Source organism: Streptococcus sp. GMD6S (assembly GCF_000297015.1).
Genome location: NZ_AJRH01000012.1, coordinates 23383 through 44198 on the forward strand (window position 1 = coordinate 23383; position 20816 = coordinate 44198).

The window sequence follows — 20816 nt, forward strand, 5'->3', positions numbered from 1 at the left end:
AATATTTGTTTAGAGAAAAATTTATGGCATTTAGTAAACAGTAAAAGTTAGAACGTACAACTATTGTTCATCTTTAAATATTAATGAATAGTGTTCGTTGTATCTCATGAAAGTCGGCTTGTCATCAAGAAGTTTGAATATTTGTAAAGCTTGTTTCATTTTATGCTTTCCTTCAATTTTATTATTTTGTTTCAACTCAAAATATCCTTGGGCATATAGGAAAACAGTTTTCTCATAGTAGCTCAACTCATTCTTTAAAAGCAATTCTATTTCTTGTATTAGAAAGTTGCAATGATTAAATCTATAATTATCAATACTTGCGATTAAGCAGTTCAAAGCAAGTTCTGTAACTAACCTTTTATTCGTTTTACTAACAAAACAGTAAAAATAGTTTTTTACCATTTCCTTTGTCAATAAGAAGAGAGTATCATAATTTAGTGTTCTCACACAATTTCCGAGGAGAATAATTTCATAATAGCCCCACTTTTCAATTTTAAATAAGTAGTCAGATAATTCTAATAATTCATTTTTAGTAGGCTTAGTAGATTTATCAAAAGTATAAATTATAGATTTTATCATTGTCCTTTCTAATGATGAAATTTTGTATGTTACATCTTCATTTAATAATAGCTTTATATTTGAGAATCTTTGTTTAGAGTATTCTTCCTGAATATATTTAATAAGATTAATAAAATTGTTAGGATGATTTTCATTGCTATGAATGGTCAAAAACTCTTCCAGAGTAATATTAAGCTTATCAAGTATATTCATTAGTCTGATGCATGATATTTCAGATTCGCCTCGCTCAAATCTTGAAATTTGAGATTTAGAAAGATATTCATCGGCTATTTTACAGATACTAACTTGTTTACCCTTTCGAACTTCTCTTAGTGTTTTGCCTAAAGATGATTTCATGATATTCCCACTTTCACAACAAAAAAATATTTTGATAAAAAATATTATACAATATCTGGTAATAAAAAGAAAGGACTTAAACCTATGAAAAAAATTTTTTTATTCCTTTTTTTAATATTGGATATTATTATTATCATTGGTATAAATAACCATGTTATGTTACTTTAACAAAACACGTAAAAAAGTATGATAGAGAACTTATGGAGTTCCATATATTATAGGAGTAGGTGTATGCTAGATGATATTGTAATCACAGGGATCGGCATCGTGTCTCCCTTAGGTATCGGAAAAAAAGAATTTTGGAAAAATAGTTTAAATGGGAAATCAGCTATTATACAGAGTAAAGAGATGATGAATGCTGGAATGAAATCATCTACTTATTCAAAAATAAAAGAATTGAATTATGAAAACCATCTTCAAAGTATAGAAGAACAGACATTGAAAAATCAATCGAAATTTGCTAAGAATGCTTATATTGCAGCAAAAGAGGCTATACTTGATGCACAGATAATAAATTATCTTGATAAAGAAAAAGTGGGAATTATCTCTAGCTCAGCGATTGGAGGAACACCTGAAATTCAAGAAATTTATGAAGAAATAACACAAGGAGGTATAGATGATATAGAGTACAAAAATGTAGGAGATAAATTTTACAATAATGGGATGTTTAATTATCCAGCTACTGAAATATCTAAAATATTTGGCTTTAATGGGATTTGCGTGTCCCTTTCCACAGGTTGTACAGCAGGTTTGGATGCTTTAATAACTGGAATTCAGTTATTAGAGAGTAATGAATTAGATATAGCAATTGTGGGAGCATCAGAAGCGCCTTTATGCACTTTGACCTATTCAACATTAAATGCTATCGGAGCTTTATCAAAATGGGAAGGTGAACCTAGTGAATCATCTAGACCCTTTGATAAAAAAAGGTGCGGATTTGTTATAAGTGAGTCATCCGTTTATCTAGTTTTGGAAAAGAAGAAACTAGCTGAAAAAAGGGAAAGAAGTATTTATGGCTATCTAAAAGGAGTAGCGAGTCTTTGTAATGCGAATCATATGACCGATTTAAAAGATTCAGAAGCTTTATCAGAAACCATACGACAAGCAATACAAAGAAGTGGATTAAATCTTAATGGTATTGATTATATCAATGCTCATGGTAGTTCGACACAACAGAATGACAAATGTGAAAGCGAGGCATTTCACAATGTATTTGGTAGTTTAATAGATGAAATTCCAGTAAGTTCCACTAAATCCATGATGGGACATCCATTATCTAGTGCGAGCCTAGTTGCCTTAGTCAGTACAATAGGGGCAATTCAGAATTCAATAGTTCCACCAAATATAAATTACGAATACCCTGATCACGAATGCGAATTAAATATTACCTTAAAACCAACAAATAAAATAATTAATACTGCATTGGTTACTGCAAGTGGTTTTGGAGGTATACATTCTGCCTGTATAATTGGGAAATGAGGAATTGAAATGACCACGAGAGTTGTTATAACAGGAAGAGGGATTGTCAATCCCTTAGGAAATAAAATATCAAAATTCAAGCATAATTTATATTCACTGCAAAATGGTATAAAAAAAATAGAGAGGTATGACACTTCCAAAAATAGAATTAAAGTTGCAGGAATTATTGATAATTTTGACGAATCGGTAATTTCTAGAAGAGTTAATCACAAAATTGATACTTTTATTAGATATGCAGTATATGCAGCTCAACAAGCTATGGAGGATAGCGGATTTAAAGAGTGTAGTAATTACAACTCATATAGGACAGGTGTTTTTGTCGGGAATAATTCAGGAGGATGGGACATTTCTGAAAGAGGATTCAAAGAATTGTACATAGATGGAGCTGAATTTGTTAACCCGTGGCAGGCAACGGCTTGGTTTCCTGCGGCAGCTCAGGGATATATCACAATACTTAACAAAATCCATGGTTATTCTAAGAGTTTTGTTGCAGACAGAGCAAGTGGTGCGATGAGCCTAAAATTTGCATATGAATCAATTAAATCTGGTTTTAATGATGTTGTTGTTTGTGGAGGTACTGAGGCTCCTATTACTAAACTAGCTACAGTTTGCTATTCGCAAACAAAAGATTTATATGAAAGTGAGGAAGCAGTGTACTATTCTCTCTATAATAGAGGGAATGGAATCGTACTAGGTGAAGGGAGTAGTTTTTTAGTACTTGAGGAATTGGAACATGCTTTAAGTAGGGGGGCTAAAATATATGGAGAAATTGTAGGCTCGAAATCTAACAGAGGAGACTATATAAAATGTATGGATAAATTAATGTCAGGTTTAGAATTGACTTATTCAAATTTAGATGTTTTTTTGCCTGAAGCATGTGGAGTTTATGAATGTGATAAGATTGAAGATCGATTCATTGATGATGTTTTATCAGATAATACTATTATTTCGACCCCTAAACAGCTATTTGGTCATCAATATGGAGCCTCTACGGTAACAGACGTATTAATTGGAACTATGTATATAGAGGATTCGATATGTATAGTTGACACTCGAAATAATAATATGAGGGTAAGTAGTGTTGATGAGGTTGATACAATATTAGTTTCATCAAGAACAAGAGAAGGTATTAATGTAGGAACGTTGTTAAAAAAATATAGGAGCTAAAAATGAAGGATATTTTAAATTTTTTAAAAGAAGCATTGGAAAATATTGGAATTGAGAAAGAAGAAATCAACAACAGTAGTTCTTTATCGGACTTCGACTTGGATTCTACAGAGAAAGTAGATTTATCATTAGCTATAAAACAGGAGTATTTTGTTGAAGTTGCTTTAGAAGATGATAAACAAAGTTTGATTGACTTATCTAATGAAATTTATTCAAAAAAGGAGAAATAAAATGAGTAAACCTATTAAAGAATATTATCAAAAAATATATAAAACCGAGAGTCCATCTGCTCATGAATGGACAGCAGGGACAGCCAATCCAGAGTTAGTTAACTTAGTATATGAGCAGAAAATTAAGCCAGAGTCTCATATTTTAGAAATAGGTTGTGGACTAGGGACCGAATCAGTCTTTTTAGGAATTAGGGGAATGAATGTGACTGCAGTTGATATTTCAGAATCTGCTATTTTGACAGCTAAAAAAATTGCTAGCGCATATGATGTAGTTGTGGATTGGAAAGTCGGTGACATTCTTGAAATGGAATTGGAAGAGAACAGTTTTGATGTTATTACGGATCAAGGGTGTTTTCATCATTTAACAGATGATGAAAGGAAAATTTATGCTAAGCAAATCCTTAAATTCTTAAAACCTGGCGGTATGTTTATTCTTCGTTGTTTTTCCGATAAAATTTCACCTGGAGCACAACCAAGGAGAATCTCAAGTGAAGAATTATTGGATACTTTTTATCCTGAATTTAAGTTAGAACATCTTGAGCGTATCCTATCATTTTCTACCCAAGATAGGCAGTTTCCACTGGGATGGTTCACCATTTGGTATAAATAATATGATTTATGGCCATGGTATAGATATTCAAAATTTTGAGCGAACTCGTGTATTGTTAGAAAAATATGATTCAATAATGGTTGACCTCATATATACTGAAAATGAGTGGAAATTTATTAAGCAATGTAATACGGACTGTATTTTTAGAGCGACCTTATTGTTTTCACTAAAAGAGTCAGCGTCAAAAGCACTTGGGACTGGTTTTAGAGGAATTAAATATAGCGATATAGAGATAAAAATAGAAAAACAAGCCTATATTTTAAATATTAAAGAAGGTTTATTTAAAGATAATTTTAATGCGTTGTTATCATTTACATGTGATCGTAATAATATTTACACATCTGTTATTTTAGAGGTAGAGTATGAATAGTTTAATTAAAACAATGTTTTTTGATCCAAGTAAGCATCCAAAGTTAGCAATAATTACTGACAAAACTAAATTTACGTATAAAGATTTACTGTTTAATATTTTTTGTCTCAAGGAATATTTATCTAGGCTTTCTATTCATAAAAACCAAACAGTATCAATATATATGAATGATTGTCCAGAATATGTTTTCTTATTTTGGGCATGTATATTTTCGGGAATTAGACCTATTTTAATAAATAAAAAAATGAATAGGGCAAACTTAGATTATTTATACTCTAATTCAAACTCAGTTTATTTAATTAGTGATATTGATTTAGAATGTGACAATCAAGCAATAGTGAAACTTGATGATATACGTTCTTACCTTAATACAAAAGAATGTACTGAAGAATTGAATTTTAGTAATATAGATTGTTTACCTAGTGATGTTCCTTCTTTTTATTTATGTACTTCGGGAAGCACTGGAAATTCTAAGATTATTCCACATACTCTGGATGATGTACTTAATTGTATAGAAAGTTTTCAAGCTACTTCTACATGTATTGTACCAGAGGATTTAATTTTTTCAGTGTCTAAAATTCCTTTTGCGTATGGATTTGGAAATAGTGTATATCTACCATTTTATGCAGGTGCAACAGTATTCATTTGCGAATATGATTCCATTTCACAGATATATAAAAGTATTTGTAGGAATAATCCTACAGTAGTTTTTGGAGTACCGACATTTTTTAATGCAATTCTAAAATTATATGATAACATAAATGAAATAGGTTCGAAGTTTAGAATGTGCATTTCTTGTGGAGAAACATTACCTAATGTAGTATTTGAAGAATGGAGCAGAAGGACAAATAATTATTTAGTTGAAGGAATGGGAACGACAGAACTTTTATACATTTTTTTTATAAATAGTTTACATTCACCAAAGAGTGGTAGTGTTGGAACACTTGTACCCGGATATTCAGCAAGGATTATCAAAAAAGATGGCAGTGAAGCCGAAATTAATGAGGTTGGGGAATTATTTGTATCTGGAAGGAGTTGCTGGAACAAAGAAGTTTCTGAAATAAGCACAGGGGATTTGTTTTACCGTGATGCAGGTAATAACTATTACTATTGTGGAAGAACAAATGATTTATTTAAAATTAATGGAAATTGGTTTAAGAGTTCTACTATAGAAAACGAACTGATTAGGCAGTCTGAAATTAATGAAGCGATGGTTAGAGTGAATCCGATCAACAAAACTTCAATTGAGGCATATATTGTTTTGGCTGATAATCAAAAAATATCAGATTTGAAACTAAAAAGTAGATTAAGAAAGAGAATCCCTCATTATGGGATTCCTGATAAATTTTTTAGAGTTCCTAAAATTCCAAAGGGAATTACAGGAAAAATAAATAGAGGAGCGGAGATAAAGACAAGTGAATAAGAACAATCTATTTAAAATAATTAATATAAAAGAGCTAACGGATGTAAAAACTCCATATGGTTGGGTAAAACCTATACTAAAGAATTTCTATTTAAGTACTACTCCTGACTTCACATTTGGTATTTCTAGTTTAAATTCGGGTAAAAGCCAAGAACTTCTTCATGAATTTAGTGATGAAATCATTATTTGTATCTCTGGAGAATTTAATATATATGTCAATAATATAAAATATGATATTCATGAAGAAGAATGTGTATTTATACCTAAAGGTCAAGCTTATAAGATTGAGAATGAAACAAATGCAGAGGTCAAAGTCATTTACATTGCATTTCCATTAGCTCCCAACCCAAAGTTAGGACATACTTACATAGAGAAAGGATAAATGATATGGATGAAATTAAAGAATTTAATCCTGAGGTAGTAAAAGCTTTTTTCGCCTTAACGGAAGAAATTACAAATGAAATTGATTTTTCACAAAGAGAAAAAGAATTGATATTAATTGCAATGTTCCTTGTAAATCGAGGAATTAGTGGACTTAATACTCATATTCATAGAGCATTATCTGCTGGAGCAAGTGAGGAAGAAATTTATCATACAATTTTATTAGGCCTTCCAGTTGTTGGAATTACAGACGTTAATCTTGCTTTTAAAGAAGCAACTAAAATTTTTGGAGAAAAATAAAAATGGTTAAATTTATTGATCTAAGTGTTTCTGTGGGAGATAACGATTCAGAACCCTCTAAATTTAAGCACACTAGGTTAACTAGTTCAGAGGGAGCAAAGGGACTAGCACAAAAAGCAGGAATACCCATATCTTCTTTCCCTAATAATGAATTTTTGACACTTGATACCTATACTTTATCGACTCATATGGGAACACATGTTGATGCTCCCATTCATTTTGGGGATAGTGAGAATGTAGAAAATATAAATACAAAATCTGTTGACCAATTGCCACTTGAATGGTTTTATGGTGAAGGTAAAGTATTAAACTTTTCAAAATTTCCTAGAAAAAAGAATATAGAGAAAGAAGATATAGTAAAGGTATTAGAAAAGGAAAAAATTGAAATTAAACCAAACGACATCGTACTTGTTTATACGGATATGGATAAGTTATATGGAACAAAAGAATATTTTACTGATGGGCCAGGGATGTCTAAAGAAGCTACAGAATTTTTGTTAGATTTGGGTGTTAAGGTAATAGGAATTGATAGTTATGGATTTGATAGATCCTTTCCAGTAATGTTAAACGAATTCAAAATTACTGGAAATAGAAATGTGCTATGGCCATCTCATTTCGTTGGAAGAACGCGTGAATATGTTCATATAGAGAAGCTGTGCAACCTAGATAAATTACCTAAAGAGGGGTTTTTGCTGTCTTTATTTCCAATAAAGTTAGATAAAGCGGATGCAGCTTGGGTGAGGGCAATAGCAATTGTGGAGGAGTAGATGAAAGTAAAGAATGAAATAATAATAAAAGATAGACTTGAAGATGTCTTTGAAATAACGAATGATGTTAGAAACTGGCCGTTGCTATTCAAAAACTATACAAAAGTTGAAATACTTGAAGAAGATGAAAATAGTATAAAGTTTAGATTATTTATGAATGATGGTCAAAAAGAGATTTCATGGATTTCCTTACGGAAGACCGATAGAAAAAAGTTTTCAGTAGAAGGTGAGAGATTAGATCCAGTTTTTCCATTTGATTATATGAAACTGAAATGGTATTATGAACGGGTTAAGGAAGGGACAAAATTGTCATGGGAGCAAGAGTTTATCCCTTCTAAATCATTGAATCCTGCTGACCAAAAGCGCCTTATTGAACATATGTTGAATAGTCCTCAAAAAGAATTGCAATATATAAAAGAAAGATATGAACGCATTGTTAAAAAAGAAAAAGATAAAGATTAAAAATAAAATAATGTGCTATTCTATTAATTCATCTTGGGAAAAAAGTAAAGATAATCTTTTACTTTTTTTTATTCATGGTCTATCAGAACATCCCTTAGTTTGGGAAAAGATTATTACTTATTTACCAACATATAGATGCTGTGTGTTATATAGGCCAGGATATGATTCTTCGTTTTCTGAAAATGAATCACAAATATTAGAATGTGTTATTCGTAGATTATGTCATATACAACAATGTAACAATTATTTTATTGTAGGGCACTCGTTAGGAGCTTATATAACACTTCAACTTAATAAATTTTTACCAAAGGGGAGAGTCTTAATCTCTCCATTTGAGTCAATCAAGTTAGGTCAATTAACTTTTAGCTCATATGAAGAATTTGAATATAGTCTTGAAAAAGGATTTAAATCGGATGTTACAGGAGACCTCAAACAAGAGTATTTTAAATTAACGAGGGAAATAGGCCTTTCAGTCATAAATAAAGATATTGAACTACATAGTAGTCTGAACTCAATTAATAGAATCATTGAACTACCAACATTGATAGTAAGACCATTATACGATCAAGTAATTTCTAATCGAAGGTTTAAAAAATTGTTGCAAAAAATTCCATATGCTACTACTGAATTTATTGCCGGCGGACACAATATAATCTATGAATCTCCAAAATTGATAAGCAGTTCTATTGCCCGTTTTATTGAGGAAAAGATATGAAATTAACTATTTATTTTGATAATGCTTTTTGGTATGGCCTAATTGAATATACAGATTATAATAATAATTATAGAGTAATTAAACATTTATTTGGTAGCGAACCTAAAGACTTTGAAGTTTTTGAGTTTATCTATAAAAAATTACCCTATCTTATTGAAAAAAATAATAAAATTGTAGTTTCATCGTCAGAGTTACAAACATTACCAAAAGATAAAAAAATTAACCCCAAAAGGATGCAAAGAGAGATAAATAAGGCTAAAAATAAACCTGTAGTATCTACTAAGGCTCAGAAGGAATTATCTAAGGTTCATGAGTTAGTGAAGAAAGAAAAAAGATTAAGTAACAAGAGACGTAAAGAGGAAATGAAGGAACGTCGATTTCAGTTAAAGGCGCAAAAACGCCTAGAAAAAAGAAAAGGGCATTAATAATATTTTGGTTTTAAAAGTATTATTATGATACCCTTTGCTTTTACAGAATATAAGGTTGAATATAGATTATGCAATGGGAAAAAGTAGTTTTTTTCAAGAATTGTTGTTATAATGATACTAAAAGTGGAGTCAAAGAATATAATTAGATTAGCTTTAAAAGGGCTAATTTGGGGTAGGACGAAATGTAAGGAGAAAAATATTTTATAAAGGGAGATTGTTATGTCATTTCAAACCTTATTCCAAAATACATTTTATAATGAGCTTTTTGCTAAGATTAATTCGTATGTTTATAACTCTAGAGAATCTTTAAATATATCCTCATATTCAATTGATGATATCAATTTTGCCAAACTAGATGACTTTTCTATAAAGAGTATTCATGCAAGCAATAAAAGTGGAGACTTTATTGTTTCGGATTTACTTGTAATTGGTTTTTTAAATATTGGAGGTCATGGTCGATTTGGCTATGAAAATGACAGTGCTGAAATCTGGCTTTCAGTAAAAGTAAAGTACCTATTGGCAGATGGTCTTCATCAATTTTCTGTCTTAAAAATTAAGCCTTATGTTCCTTCAAGTGAGAAGGGGCCTGTTCCTTATTTTTCAAAAGAATTTGTGCCCTATGTTAGCGCGAAGAATATGGATAGTATTGCAGAAGATATTTTAGAACAATATTATCCGGAGATGCTGCAAGCTCCTATGGCACTGCCCATCTATGATTTTGCAGGGAATATTGGAGTTGAGGTTGAAGAGGGTACTCTTTCTTCAGATAGCTCTATTTTTGGTGAGATGGTTTTTAAAGATAGCCTTGTGACTTTCTTTGATGGTAATCAAGAAAAGGAACGTACTGTGAAAGCCGGAACTGTTCTCGTTGACCCTAAGGTAAAAGGACTTCGGAATCAGGGAGGCTTTAATAATACCATTATTCATGAATGTGTTCACTGGCTCCTGCATCGTACTCACAATGAATACAAGAGTTTATTAGGATCGAAAGATACCAAAATTTCTAGCCGTTTAAATCGCTCTGCTATTAAAGAAGATAAGTGGAGTGCTTACGACTGGATGGAGTGGCAGGCCAATGGTATTGCGGCGAGAATTCTAATGCCAAGGAAAACCACAAAAATGATGGTTCAGGAACTGTTTCTCAAGTACTCGTTCCTTTTTGATGAAGATGAAAGAATCACCATGTTTGAACAGGTGATTGACGATTTAGCTCAATTCTTTCAAGTGTCCCGATGGGCTGTAAAAATTCGCATGATGCAGCTTGGTTATACCGAGTTTGAAGGCATCTACAAGTATGTGGGGCATGAATACATCAAGAGCTACACCTGTGAAGCGGATGCGATTCAGAACAATCAGACCTTTACCATCTCTTTTAACAATGCTTGTTTTTTGAACTTCAAGAACGAACGCTTTAGAGAGCTGATGGATTCAGGGAAATATGTTTATGTAGATTCTCATTTCTGCCTAAACTCTGAGAAGTATGTTCGTATGGTAGAATATGGAGTTTATCAAATGACTGACTATGCATACTCCCATATGGATGAATGCTGTCTCGTATTTGATATCCACTATGCAGGTCGGAAAAGTATTAGTTTTAAGGATTTCAATGATTATATCTTGTATCGTGGAAATCTGCCTGAACTAAAAATTGAGATAGATTTCTCAGAACACATCATTGAAGTCAACTCAATCCCGGAATACTCCGGCCATATTTTCCCTGAGATTCAGCGCATTATGGAATCTCTTCCGAATCATTTTTGTGGTACATTGCGTTTCCATCGAGATAGGAAGAATTGTACACAGGAACAATTGGAAGAATACAGTGGCGTTAGTGTTTCTACAATAGAGAGAATGGAAACAAAGCACGGAGAGAATGGTAAGTTGAAGAACATAATTGCCGTCTGTATCGGCCTAAAGCTGTATCCAGATTTTAGCTTTGATTTGATTAGGAAGAGCACTCACAGTTTTAATGACCTGCTTCCTCACCACTGTGCTTATAAAATGATTCTAAGAAGTTGTTACCACCTTTCATTAGAAGAAGTAAATGAAAAACTAAAATCGATGAATGTGAAAACAATTTAAAAATTTTTTATGTTGCACCCCTCATTTTTTGAGGGGTGCTTTTTTGCGTTCTAACAGGTTTTTTAAACAAATGGTTTATATCAAAGACTTATTTTCACGTTCAAAACCCCTCATTTTTTGCTCTGTTGACTTTCGCCAAATGGTTTTATACTAGTCTTGTGAGTTGGAGATGGCCATCGATAGTAACTCCAAAAAATTGATGAAGGACGGAATTTTCCGAATGAAAATAGTATTTATTTGTTCACCCTATCGAGGGAATGTTGCAGAAAATGAAAAGAAGGCCATTGCCTATTCCAAGCAAGCTGCCAAAGCTGGCTATGTCCCCCTTGCACCGCATCTGCTTTTGACACAGTTCTTAAACGACAGGAATCCTGATGAACGAATCCAGGGCTTGACCATGGGGCAGGAGCTTTTGAAGCGATGTGATGAGATTTGGGTCTATGGTCCCAATATCTCTCAAGGTATGAAGTATGAGATTGAAACGGCGAAAGAGCTGGGGAAACCTTTCCGATTATTCCACGAGAATGGTCAGCCTATCAATCCACATACCATGGAAATTGATGACCGGGTAGAACCCTTGTTTGCCCTCCAATGTAGTGGCCACAAAGTTCGCTATGCAGGAGAAAAGAATCCAAGAGTTACTAATACGAAAGATTCTGTTTGGTCGAAGTTTCCAAGCATGTTCTTAGAATAAGAAAGGAAAAGCTATGGCTCAAATGAAAAAACTAGAAACTGTTGTCTCCAACTTACGAATGCTGGCAGATAGTTTGGAAGAACTGTATGGTGCGGTTGACCATACAGATGAAGCACCTGTGGAAAAAGCTGAAAAGGCAGCTTTACCAACAGTCACTATTGAAGATATCCGTAAAGTTCTGGCCGAAAAGTCCCGAGCTGGTAAAACAGAACAGGTGCGAGAACTCCTTCAAAAGTATGGAGCAAACAAGCTCTCTGCGGTAGAAGAGAAGCGTTATTCTTCTCTTCTTGAAGATGCGAAAGGACTCTGATATGGCGGGAAAACAACACGCACTATTATCAGCATCCTCCAGCCACCGCTGGCTGACGGTGCCGCCTCTTGCTCGCTTAGAGGAGTTCTTTGAACACAAGACTAATCCTGCAGCAGAAGAGGGGACACTGGCCCATGCTCTAGCTGAGTATAAGCTGAAAAGTGCACTTCGGATAGAAGCAGAAGAACCGGAAGGTGAGTTGACGCTTGAGATGGAACAAGCCACGGAAGATTATGTTGCCTTCATCATAGATGAGTTTGAACAACTGAAACAAGGTACCAGTGATCCAATTGTTCTCATTGAGCAGAAAGTTGACTTTTCTCGCTATGTTCCAGAAGGATTTGGGACGGCTGACTGTGTCATTGTGGTAGACAGCACCCTGCATGTTGTGGACTTCAAGTATGGCAAAGGGGTGCTGGTCGAAGCCGAGAACAACCCGCAGATGAAGCTCTATGCCCTGGGAGCCTTGGAGTTCTACGATGCTCTCTATGATATTGAAGAAGTCAAGATGACCATTTTTCAGCCACGAAAAGGGAATATCTCAACGGCTATTTTACAACGAGAAGATTTGCTAGAGTGGGCTGAGACGGATCTGAAACCTAAGGCTGAACTGGCCTTTAAAGGAGAAGGAGAGGTCACCTATGGTCCTTGGTGTCAGTTCTCACCTTGTAATGCCGTTCTTCGGGCACGAATGGACTATCATAAAGAGCTTGAACAATTCCAGTTGGCTTCCCCTCATCTTTTGACGGATGGAGAGATTGAAGAAATTCTTCTTCATGTGGATGACCTAGTCAAATGGGCGACAGAGGTGAAAGACTATGCGACCAAGGTGGCCATTGATACTCATAAATCATGGGAAGGATTTAAACTGGTCGAAGGTCGCTCTATCCGTCAGTTCACTGATGAAGATGAAGTGGCCAAACTAGCAGAAGCAGAAGGCTTCACGGATATCTATAAACAAAGTCTGGTTTCTCTGACTGAACTGGAGAAACGGATGGGCAAGAAAGCATTTAACCGATTGTTAGGGCATTTGGTCCGCAAACCTCAAGGCAAGCTGACCCTTGTTCCTGAAAGTGATAAACGAAAAGAATATATTCCAGCAGCAGCTGAATTTGGAGGAAGCTAATATGTCAAAAGAAACAAAAGTAATCGTCCCTGGACGTCTATCCTATGCGAATGTATGGGAGCCGCAATCTATCAATGGTTCAGAACCGAAATATTCTGTATCAGTAATTATTCCAAAGAGTGATAAGGCCACGATTCAGAAAATCCAACAAGCCGTAGAGCAGGCCAAACAAGAAGCTATTTCAAAATTTGGAGGGAAGATTCCAGCCAATCTGAAACTACCACTCCGAGACGGAGATATTGACCGGCCGGATGATGAAGCCTATGCCAATAGTTATTTTATTAACTGTAATTCCAAACAAAAGCCGCAGGTCGTAGACCAGCAGGTTCAGCCAATCCTAGATCAGACGGAAGTCTATTCAGGCTGTTATGGTCGGGTATCTGTGACATTTTATGGCTTTAACTCCAATGGCAATCGTGGGGTGGCAGCTGGCCTTGGAAACATTCAAAAATTGAAAGACGGAGAACCACTGGGTGGCCGAGTTCGAGCAGAAGATGAATTCGGTACCGTTGATGATGACGACTTTCTAGCTTGAGGTGGGTCTCCACCTCTTTACCTATTGGAGGACGGATGAAAACTCTAAGCATTGATATTGAAACTTATTCAGATGTAGACTTAACAAAATGCGGAGTCTATCGCTATGTGGATAGCCTAGCCTTTGAGATTTTGCTCTTTGCCTATAAAGAGGATGAGAAAGAAACGCAGGTGGTAGACTTAGCTCAGGGAGAGCAGATTCCTGAAGAGATTCGTTTAGCTCTATTAGATGATGCCATTATAAAAACGGCCTTCAATGCCAACTTTGAGAGGGTCTGTCTTTCCAAGTTTCTAGGAGAGCATCTCTCAGCTAAGTCCTGGTTCTGTACGGCGGTACTTGCAGCAAGTTTAGGCCTACCATTATCCCTTGAAGGAGTGGGCCGAGTTCTCAACATAGAAGAACAAAAGATGAAAGAAGGAAGCAGGCTGATTCGCTATTTCTGTCTGCCCTGTAAAGGAACGAAAGCAAATGGTATGCGAGCGCGGAATTTCCCCCATCATGCGCCTGAGGACTGGGAATTATTTAAACGTTACTGCAAGCGAGATGTTGAGGTGGAACAAGCTATTCGAGAGCGTCTGAGAAACCATCCCTTGCTTTATAGTGAGCAGCTTCTCTATCAGTTGGATCAGGAAATCAATGACCGAGGCATAGAAGTAGACTTGCAGTTGGTTGAACAGGCCATTCTTTGTGACCTTTCTTATAAGGAGCGGGTCACAAAGCGTGCTTATGAATTGAGTGGATTAGAGAATCCGAATTCTGTCTCTCAACTAAAGGGCTGGTTAGAAGAGCAAGGAGTCTTCATGGACTCGTTGGGAAAGAAAGAGGTGACCAAGCAACTCAAAGAAGCAGATGGAGAAGTACTTGAAATGTTAAAACTGCGTCTCTTGATGTCCAAGACCTCCGTCAAGAAATACCAGGCTATCGAACGCTGTGTTTGCTCAGACGGCCGGGTACATGGACTTTTGCAATTTTATGGAGCGAATCGCACTGGCCGCTGGGCTGGACGATTGGTTCAGGTGCAGAATCTTCCTCAGAACAAACTCAAGGATTTGTCCCTTGCCAGAACCCTTGTGAAAGAAGGGAGGTTTGAAACCTTGGATACTCTCTATGAGAATGTCCCGAGTGTCCTTTCTGAACTTATTCGGACTGCCTTTGTCCCCAAAGCAGGTCATCAGTTTATCGTTGCTGACTTTGCTGCGATTGAAGCTCGGGTGTTGGCTTGGCTGTCTGGGGAATCTTGGCGGTTAGATGTTTTTGAACAGGGCGGGGATATCTATTGCGCATCTGCGTCTTCTATGTTTGGAGTACCGGTTGAGAAACACGGTGTTAATAGCCACCTTCGCCAAAAAGGTAAGATTGCAGAACTAGCTCTTGGTTATGGTGGGTCAGTCGGCGCTTTAACCGCTATGGGAGCACTGGATATGGGACTGGAAGAAGAGGAACTGCAGCCGCTCGTCAATCAGTGGCGGTCAGCCAATCCGCATATTGTGGCCTTTTGGTGGGAGATAGATAAGACCGCAAAGCAGGTCTATGAAACAAGAGAACCGAAGAAGATTAAGAATCTTGTCATCAGCTATCAATCTGGCATGCTCTTTATTACGCTACCTTCTGGACGAAAGCTAGCTTATGTTAAACCTCGCATGGGCATGAATGCATTTGGCAAACCTAGCTTGACCTATGAAGGGATTGGAGAGAGTAAGAAATGGACTCGGCTTGAGACCTATGGACCAAAGTTAGTGGAAAATATTGTTCAGGGTATCGCCCGAGATTTATTGGCCTATGGCATGGTGCAGCTCGAGCAAAAGGGATTAGCTATTGTTCTTCATGTGCATGATGAAGTGGTGGTAGAAGTGAGAGAAGAGAGTGTGGCAAAAGTCTGCCAGCTACTTGCCACAAAGCCAGACTGGGCCGAAGGTCTGCCTTTACAAGCCGACGGCTATGCCTGTGAATTTTATAAGAAAGATTAAGGAGGAAAGAATGGAACTTACCATTTCATTAGGAAACAAACGAACCGATAAGATTTGGACGCAAACCAGTTATAGCTTGGAACAGTTTGAAGCCCGCATTTCAACCACTATCCGAACGGCTGAGACCGTTGCAGAGTATAAGAAACTAGCGAAATCAAAACAAGATAATATTAAAGATGTCGGCGGCTTTGTTTTAGGAAAGCTTGACAAAGGAAGACGAAAGAAAGATGCGGTGTTGTCTCGCTCGGCTCTGACTTTAGATATGGACTTTGCGACACCTGGCATTATGGATGAAGTCGAACTCTTCTTTTCTTTCTTTGCCTATTTCTATTCAACGCATAAACATACCAAAGAGCATCCAAGGCTACGTTTGATTATCCCCTTATCTCGGGAAGTAACGGCTGAGGAATACCAGGCTGTTGCCAGAAAAGTGGCTGAAGATATCGGTATGGAGCTATTTGATGATACGACCTATGAACCGAGTCGACTCATGTATTGGCCTTCAACCTCGCAAGATGGAGAATTTGTCTTCAAAAAATTGGAGGGTGACTTCCTCAGTCCGGACACGGTTCTAGCGCGCTATCAGAACTGGAAAGATACGACTGAGTGGCCTGTATCCAGCCGGCAGAACAAGCTGCTGGAGCGGGCCATTGCCAAACAAGCAGATCCTCTTGGAAAATCTGGCTTGATTGGGGCTTTTAACCGAACCTACACCATTACAGAAGCAATTGAAAAATTTCTAGGAGATGTTTACAAGCCTTCCAGCATTCCAGGTCGTTTTGATTATATTCATGCCACAACCAGTGCTGGGGTTGTTCTTTATGATGACAAATTTGCTTATAGCCACCATGCGACCGACCCTTATGGTCACAGGCTTTTATCGGCTTTTGACCTGGTTCGCCTGCATCTCTTTGGTGATCAGGATGATGAGGAAAAGAAAGACTCAGCTAAGCAACCGTCTTATAAGGCTATGCAGGATTATGTCCTAAAAGATGATGCGACCAGGGAGACACTGGCAAAAGAGCGCTTAGCAGATGCGACTTTGGAATTTGCTGATACGGAGAATTGGCAGGCGAGCTTAGAGCTGGATAAGACCGGCCGTGTTAAGGATACCTTATCCAACATTGCGACGATTCTGCACTTTGACCCCAATCTTCAAAACATTGTCTACAATGAATTCAAGAATGTTATTGATGTGATTGGTGAGCTGCCTTGGAGACGGTCACGTCCTGGCTGGAATGATTCGGACTTAGCTAATGCCAAGCTCTACTTTGAGCGTGTCTATGGTATTTGGTCACCTACCAAGTTCAAGGATGCTCTTTTAGCTGTGGTGACTTCTTACCGGCTCTACCATCCCATTAAGGAGTATTTAGAACCCTTGGTCTGGGATGGAGTCGAACGGATTGATTCGCTTCTTATCGTTTACCTTGGGGCAAAGGACACAGCTTATACACGAGCAGTCATGCGAAAAACTATGGTGGCTGCGATAGCAAGAATTTATGAACCAGGTATTAAGTTTGATTCTATTCTTGTACTAAATGGACCGCAGGGGATAGGAAAATCAACCTTCTTTCTCAAGCTAGGTAAAGAGTGGTTCTCGGATTCTCTGGCGATTTCAGACATGCGGGATAAAACTGCGGCAGAAAAGCTCCAGGGCTATTGGATTCTAGAAATTTCTGAGATGACAGGAATTCGAAAAACAGATGTGGAAACTGTTAAATCCTTTATATCACGACAGGATGATAAGTTCCGTCAAGCCTATGGGGTGAATGTGGAAAGTCACCCACGCGCTTGTATTATTGTGGGTTCAACCAATTCAGAAGGTGGCTTCTTGCGAGACGTGACTGGGAACCGTCGCTTTTGGCCGATTCGAGTGTCCGATGCCAGTCAGTTAAAGCCTTGGGAGCTAGTCGATGTAGACCAATTGTGGGCAGAAGCCAAGGTCTATTATGAAGCAGGGGAGGAATTGTTTCTAAAAGGAAAAGCAGAAAATGAAGCAAATAAAGAGCGACAGGAGGCCATGGAATCAGACGACCGAGAAGGCATTGTAGCTGAGTACCTGGATACCTTATTGCCAGATAACTGGGCCAAGATGGACTTATATGAGCGACGGACTTTCTTGGCTGGTAGTGACTTTGGCAGTCAGACTTTGAAGGGAACAGAACAGCGTGAGCGGGTCTGCATTATGGAAATTTGGTGTGAGTGCTTCGGTAAGGAACGACAGAATATCAAAAAGGCTGATTCCTATGAAATTGAAGGAATTCTAAATAAAATCGGTGGCTGGAATAAGTACACAGGAAATACGACTGGTAAGATGAAGTTTTCCCTGTATGGTACTCAACGTGCTTTTGTCCGGGTGCCGTAAGGCAACTTGGGAAGCTTTAGTTGGTTTCCGCAGGTTTTCGATTTTACCTTTCAGCAACCGAATGGGAAACTGCTCAAAGCTGTTGCCAATAGTAGTTTCTCTAGTACTAGTTTCCTTAGTTGCCTATCTTTTCTAAGAGAGTAGTGTTACTACTAGTAAAATAGGAGTAATGGACACCCATACGCGCGTAAGGAGTTTGAACCCTTTTGGCACCCCCTATCGGAAACCCTGGGAGGAGAAGAAATGCGAGAAAGAGAAATTGAAGAAAAACTGAGACTAGAAAGTCAGAAGCGGGGTGGTCTCGCCATGAAGTTTGTCTCGCCTGGCTTGGTAGGGATGCCTGATCGAATCGTGATTTTACCTCAAGGAAAGATTGGTTTTGTGGAGTTAAAAGCCCCAGGAGAAAAGCCCAGAAAGATTCAGGTCAGGCGCATGGAACAGTTAAGAAAGCTGGGGTTTCTGGTTTATATGCTGGATGATAAAGGAAAGATTGGAGAAATACTAGATGACATACAAGGCACATCCTTATCAGGAGGTAGCGACTCGATTCATTGAGGAGCATGAGACAGCTTGTTTGATTCTTGATATGGGACTAGGCAAAACCGTGATTACCTTAACGGCATTGTGGAATTTGATATTGGATTCATTTGAGGTCAGAAAAGTCTTGGTCATTGCCCCGCTTCGAGTAGCCAGTCATACTTGGAAGAGTGAGCTGGATAAGTGGGAACATTTAAAGGGGCTGGATATTTCCATTGCCATTGGCAGTGAACCAGAGCGAAGAGCCGCCTTAACACGCTCAGCCTTTATTTATACCATCAACCGAGAAAATGTCGTCTGGTTGATTCAGAATCAACTCTTTGATTTTGATATGGTGGTGATTGATGAGCTATCTAGCTTCAAGTCTTATCAGGCTAAACGCGTCAAGGCTCTTAGGAAAGTTCGATTTAAAATCAAGCGCATGGTTGGGCTGACGGGAACTCCTGGAAACATCATGGACCTATTTTCTGAGATTGGCATTTTAGATGGCGGACAGCGCCTGGGACGCTTCATCACAGCTTTTCGCAATCAGTATTTTGACCCCGACAAACGAAACGGTCAGGTTATCTTTTCTTATAAGCCAAAGGATGGCGCAGAAGAAGCCATCTATGAAAAGATAGCGGATATGACGATTTCTATGAAGGCAGTGGATTATCTTAATATGCCAGAACGAGTGGACAATGAAGTTCTAGTTGAGATGTCGGAGACAGAATTTGCAGTTTATAAGGAGCTCAAAGCAGAGATGGTGGTTTCTCTCAAGGGGCAGGTACTTGATGCCGTGAACAGTGCCAGCCTTTCGAATAAATTACTGCAGATGGCTAATGGCATGGTTTATGATGAGAATCGAAAGGCGGTACTCTTGCATGATCAGAAGTTAGTGGCTCTTGAAGAAATGGTGGAGAGTATGAATGGCCGGCCTTTGTTAGTCGCTTATTGGTTCCAGCATGATTTGAAACGCATCAAGGAACGTTTTTCAGAAACTAGAGTGATTCAAAGCAATCAGGATATTGAGGACTGGAACAAGGGAAAGATAGTCCTTGGTTTGATTCACCCGGCAAGCAGTGGTCATGGACTGAATCTTCAAGCTGGCGGTCATACCATTTGTTGGTTCGGCTTAACTTGGTCTTTGGAGCTGTACCAGCAACTTAATGCCAGGCTCTGGCGGCAAGGGCAGAAAGAAACGGTGGTTGTTCACCACATCATTACAAAGAGCACGATGGACGAACAAGTCATGAAACGATTGAAAGAAAAGGACATCTCTCAGCAATCCCTGATTGATGCCGTCAGATATGAATTGAGAGAGGAGGAAAAGGATGGATAAAATAGAAAGCTTTTTCTATGATTACAAGAACATGAAAAAGGAGATGAAGCTCTTATGTAGCCAGTTGGACCAGTTTGTCGGCATCTCAGAAAATGAGATGCTGGACACCATGGTCTATGGTCGGTCTGATGAACCAAGGGTGCAGACCAGTAAGAATCCTTATCGCAGTGAGATCATTGCTTTATCCTACAAGGAAGAAACAGAGAAAGCCAATCGGGAGCTTTATCAATATTTGTCAAAGCGCTACTGTCGTTTAGTTCAGGAATTGCATTTTTTTGAAGTAGCTGTCAGTCAGCTTCCAGATGATTTGGCGGAATTTGTGACGGATTTAGTCATTGTGTCAGAAAGCTGGGACAACCTTATGGTCAAGTATCATATCAGCAGGAGTACCATTAGCAGGTGGAAGCAAAAGGCCATTAAGGAACTGCGTTTGATTTATACCATCAGAAACCAGCAGTTAGAAGATTTTTTACTTAGCTAGAGGAGAACCATATGTGCAAACGAGGAGATATTTATTACGTAGATTTTGGAAATCAGAAAAACAGTCATATTCAGCAAGGGATTCGACCGGCCATCATCGTCAGCAATAATAAAGCTAATGACCATTCTCATTTGGTTACGGTTGTTCCCCT

At 37.6% G+C, this 20816-nt stretch carries 24 protein-coding genes; 23 read left to right on the top strand and 1 reads right to left on the bottom strand.

All coding sequences use genetic code 11. From position 1 onward, the window contains the following. Window positions 1–60 precede the first annotated feature (60 nt). Window positions 61–915 carry a helix-turn-helix domain-containing protein gene (locus GMD6S_RS03380; protein WP_000842631.1) on the bottom strand — a complete coding sequence of 285 codons (855 nt, stop codon included), beginning with the start codon at window positions 913–915 and terminating at the stop codon, window positions 61–63. Window positions 916–1146: 231 nt separating this feature from the next. Between GMD6S_RS03380 and GMD6S_RS03385 the strand changes: the two genes are divergently transcribed. The 23 genes from GMD6S_RS03385 to GMD6S_RS03495 all read left to right on the top strand — a co-directional run. Then, complete coding sequence (locus GMD6S_RS03385) at window positions 1147–2394, top strand: beta-ketoacyl-[acyl-carrier-protein] synthase family protein (protein WP_000883312.1); 1248 nt, start codon at window positions 1147–1149, stop codon at window positions 2392–2394. 9 nt (window positions 2395–2403) lie between these two features. Continuing rightward, the gene (locus GMD6S_RS03390; RefSeq protein ID WP_000213426.1) at window positions 2404–3561 is read left to right on the top strand and encodes a beta-ketoacyl-[acyl-carrier-protein] synthase family protein; all 1158 of its coding nucleotides are present in this window, start codon (window positions 2404–2406) and stop codon (window positions 3559–3561) included. Window positions 3562–3563: 2 nt separating this feature from the next. Then, a complete protein-coding gene (locus GMD6S_RS03395; protein WP_000651810.1) occupies window positions 3564–3791 on the top strand; it encodes a hypothetical protein in 228 nt (75 codons plus the stop codon). Window position 3792: 1 nt separating this feature from the next. Next, the gene (locus tag GMD6S_RS03400) at window positions 3793–4401 is read left to right on the top strand and encodes a class I SAM-dependent methyltransferase (RefSeq protein ID WP_000042567.1); all 609 of its coding nucleotides are present in this window, start codon (window positions 3793–3795) and stop codon (window positions 4399–4401) included. A 1-nt stretch (window position 4402) separates the two neighbouring features. Further along, entirely contained in the window at window positions 4403–4771 is a 369-nt protein-coding gene (locus GMD6S_RS03405) for a 4'-phosphopantetheinyl transferase superfamily protein (protein WP_000639096.1), read from the top strand. Further along, window positions 4764–6194, top strand: coding sequence for an AMP-binding protein (locus tag GMD6S_RS03410; protein WP_001086650.1), 1431 nt, complete (start codon window positions 4764–4766; stop codon window positions 6192–6194). Before GMD6S_RS03405 ends, GMD6S_RS03410 begins: the two co-directional genes overlap by 8 nt. After that, window positions 6187–6576 (top strand): cupin domain-containing protein, encoded by a 390-nt coding sequence (locus tag GMD6S_RS03415; protein WP_001039061.1) that lies wholly within the window; start codon window positions 6187–6189, stop codon window positions 6574–6576. The genes GMD6S_RS03410 and GMD6S_RS03415 overlap by 8 nt, the downstream gene beginning before the upstream one ends. Window positions 6577–6581: 5 nt before the next feature. Continuing rightward, window positions 6582–6875, top strand: a complete 294-nt coding sequence (locus tag GMD6S_RS03420; protein ID WP_000343399.1) for a carboxymuconolactone decarboxylase family protein — start codon at window positions 6582–6584, stop codon at window positions 6873–6875. 2 nt (window positions 6876–6877) lie between these two features. Beyond that, window positions 6878–7642 (top strand): cyclase family protein, encoded by a 765-nt coding sequence (locus GMD6S_RS03425; protein WP_000238214.1) that lies wholly within the window; start codon window positions 6878–6880, stop codon window positions 7640–7642. Then, a complete protein-coding gene (locus tag GMD6S_RS03430) occupies window positions 7643–8104 on the top strand; it encodes an SRPBCC family protein (RefSeq protein WP_000865291.1) in 462 nt (153 codons plus the stop codon). After that, window positions 8067–8819 carry an alpha/beta fold hydrolase gene (locus GMD6S_RS03435; RefSeq protein ID WP_000992810.1) on the top strand — a complete coding sequence of 251 codons (753 nt, stop codon included), beginning with the start codon at window positions 8067–8069 and terminating at the stop codon, window positions 8817–8819. Before GMD6S_RS03430 ends, GMD6S_RS03435 begins: the two co-directional genes overlap by 38 nt. Further along, entirely contained in the window at window positions 8816–9244 is a 429-nt protein-coding gene (locus GMD6S_RS03440) for a YjdF family protein (RefSeq protein WP_000778909.1), read from the top strand. Before GMD6S_RS03435 ends, GMD6S_RS03440 begins: the two co-directional genes overlap by 4 nt. A 222-nt stretch (window positions 9245–9466) precedes the next feature. Continuing rightward, window positions 9467–11329, top strand: a complete 1863-nt coding sequence (locus tag GMD6S_RS03445; RefSeq protein WP_000009955.1) for an XRE family transcriptional regulator — start codon at window positions 9467–9469, stop codon at window positions 11327–11329. Window positions 11330–11498: 169 nt separating this feature from the next. Next, window positions 11499–12023: a DUF7768 domain-containing protein gene (locus GMD6S_RS03450; protein ID WP_008282373.1), complete on the top strand. Its 525-nt coding sequence runs from the start codon at window positions 11499–11501 to the stop codon at window positions 12021–12023. 13 nt (window positions 12024–12036) lie between these two features. After that, window positions 12037–12333, top strand: a complete 297-nt coding sequence (locus GMD6S_RS03455) for a hypothetical protein (protein ID WP_000068161.1) — start codon at window positions 12037–12039, stop codon at window positions 12331–12333. Continuing rightward, the gene (locus GMD6S_RS03460) at window positions 12317–13459 is read left to right on the top strand and encodes a DUF2800 domain-containing protein (RefSeq protein WP_001224297.1); all 1143 of its coding nucleotides are present in this window, start codon (window positions 12317–12319) and stop codon (window positions 13457–13459) included. The genes GMD6S_RS03455 and GMD6S_RS03460 overlap by 17 nt, the downstream gene beginning before the upstream one ends. Before the next feature lies 1 nt (window position 13460). Continuing rightward, window positions 13461–13994: a DUF2815 family protein gene (locus tag GMD6S_RS03465; protein WP_000032506.1), complete on the top strand. Its 534-nt coding sequence runs from the start codon at window positions 13461–13463 to the stop codon at window positions 13992–13994. Between the two features lie 35 nt (window positions 13995–14029). Next, on the top strand, window positions 14030–15961 hold the full coding sequence (locus GMD6S_RS03470) for a DNA polymerase (RefSeq protein WP_000854925.1): 1932 nt from the start codon (window positions 14030–14032) through the stop codon (window positions 15959–15961). Between the two features lie 10 nt (window positions 15962–15971). After that, the gene (locus tag GMD6S_RS03475; RefSeq protein ID WP_000424009.1) at window positions 15972–18326 is read left to right on the top strand and encodes a virulence-associated E family protein; all 2355 of its coding nucleotides are present in this window, start codon (window positions 15972–15974) and stop codon (window positions 18324–18326) included. 243 nt (window positions 18327–18569) lie between these two features. After that, a complete protein-coding gene (locus GMD6S_RS03480; RefSeq protein WP_001209159.1) occupies window positions 18570–18881 on the top strand; it encodes a VRR-NUC domain-containing protein in 312 nt (103 codons plus the stop codon). Then, window positions 18832–20184 carry a DEAD/DEAH box helicase gene (locus GMD6S_RS03485; RefSeq protein WP_000221145.1) on the top strand — a complete coding sequence of 451 codons (1353 nt, stop codon included), beginning with the start codon at window positions 18832–18834 and terminating at the stop codon, window positions 20182–20184. Before GMD6S_RS03480 ends, GMD6S_RS03485 begins: the two co-directional genes overlap by 50 nt. Next, complete coding sequence (locus GMD6S_RS03490; protein ID WP_000357689.1) at window positions 20177–20665, top strand: hypothetical protein; 489 nt, start codon at window positions 20177–20179, stop codon at window positions 20663–20665. Before GMD6S_RS03485 ends, GMD6S_RS03490 begins: the two co-directional genes overlap by 8 nt. Window positions 20666–20676: 11 nt before the next feature. Further along, window positions 20677–20816: type II toxin-antitoxin system PemK/MazF family toxin (locus tag GMD6S_RS03495; RefSeq protein ID WP_008292832.1), on the top strand; the 140-nt coding region annotated here is incomplete at its 3' end.